This is a genomic window from Oleiphilus sp. HI0067, assembly GCF_001635735.1.
Window position 1 is genome coordinate 1 of the sequence record NZ_LWFI01001478.1, and the last position, 907, is coordinate 907.

The 907-nt window shown below is 41.1% G+C and carries 2 protein-coding genes; both read right to left on the minus strand.

Annotated elements, in window-relative coordinates:
* Window positions 1-83: 83 nt before the first annotated feature.
* Entirely contained in the window at window positions 84-314 is a 231-nt protein-coding gene (locus A3739_RS31515; protein WP_369819812.1) for a globin domain-containing protein, read from the minus strand.
* Between the two features lie 211 nt (window positions 315-525).
* Window positions 526-907: TOBE domain-containing protein (locus A3739_RS24100; protein WP_197472537.1), on the minus strand; the 382-nt coding region annotated here is incomplete at its 5' end.

Sequence of the window (907 nt, forward strand, 5' to 3'; positions counted from 1 at the left end):
TGCTGATAGGTTTTAGTATTTTTGTAGGATTCTGCATCAAAGTCTGGGTAAGCTTTGGTGCGCATGACAAGAGCAATTGTTTTTTACACTTCAACCCAGGCGGCTTTACATTCTGGACTAAAATCGTCACCCAAACCTTCCGCTAGAGTATTGATTAAGGCATTTCCGACAGGGGTGTAATCATCTATTTTTACCCCGTATTCAATATGCTTTATGGCTAAGTTTTCGAGCACTGGAACTAAGGCATCTAGGTCGTCGAGTGATTTTACGGCAATCTTCAATGTCGACATTAGCTTTTTACCTTGCTCCGTCATATCGCCTTTAAAAAGCGGCTGAAGGCTATGGTCATATTGAAAAAGCTTGCCGTAAAATATTTCGGCTGCTGCGTCAGCAATGGGTTCTACTTTTGCAAAACTTTCTTGTACAGATTTTTTTCTGTGCTTCAGTGATTGCCATCGTGATGCCTCTGAGTGAGTGAAATTGCACTAACGCTAGTCAACACAAATTGAAAGTGCAACTAGTCGCTTAGTCATACACTGAGAGCGCTTTGACTTGCGCCCATACCGACTGACCTTTTTTTAACTGTAGTTTCTTGAGAGATAAAGCTGTGATCAGCGCATGCAAAGTTTGGTCATTGATATCAAGTGTTACCAATACTGACGAGGAGTCAATTGTGGTGTCGATATGTCTGATCGTTGCTGGGATAATATTTTGAATACTTTGTTCTTTGTTATGTCTCAAGCTAATGCTCACATCTTTTGCCGCGACTCTGAGCCTAATATTTTGGCTAGCCTCTAAAGTCTTATCGTTCAAGTACACACATGTTGATGCTGCACTAGATTGATTCTTCAAAAAGACTTTAGCAATTCCGCCTTTTGTGTCGATATCGACTACCTTGCCCTCGAAT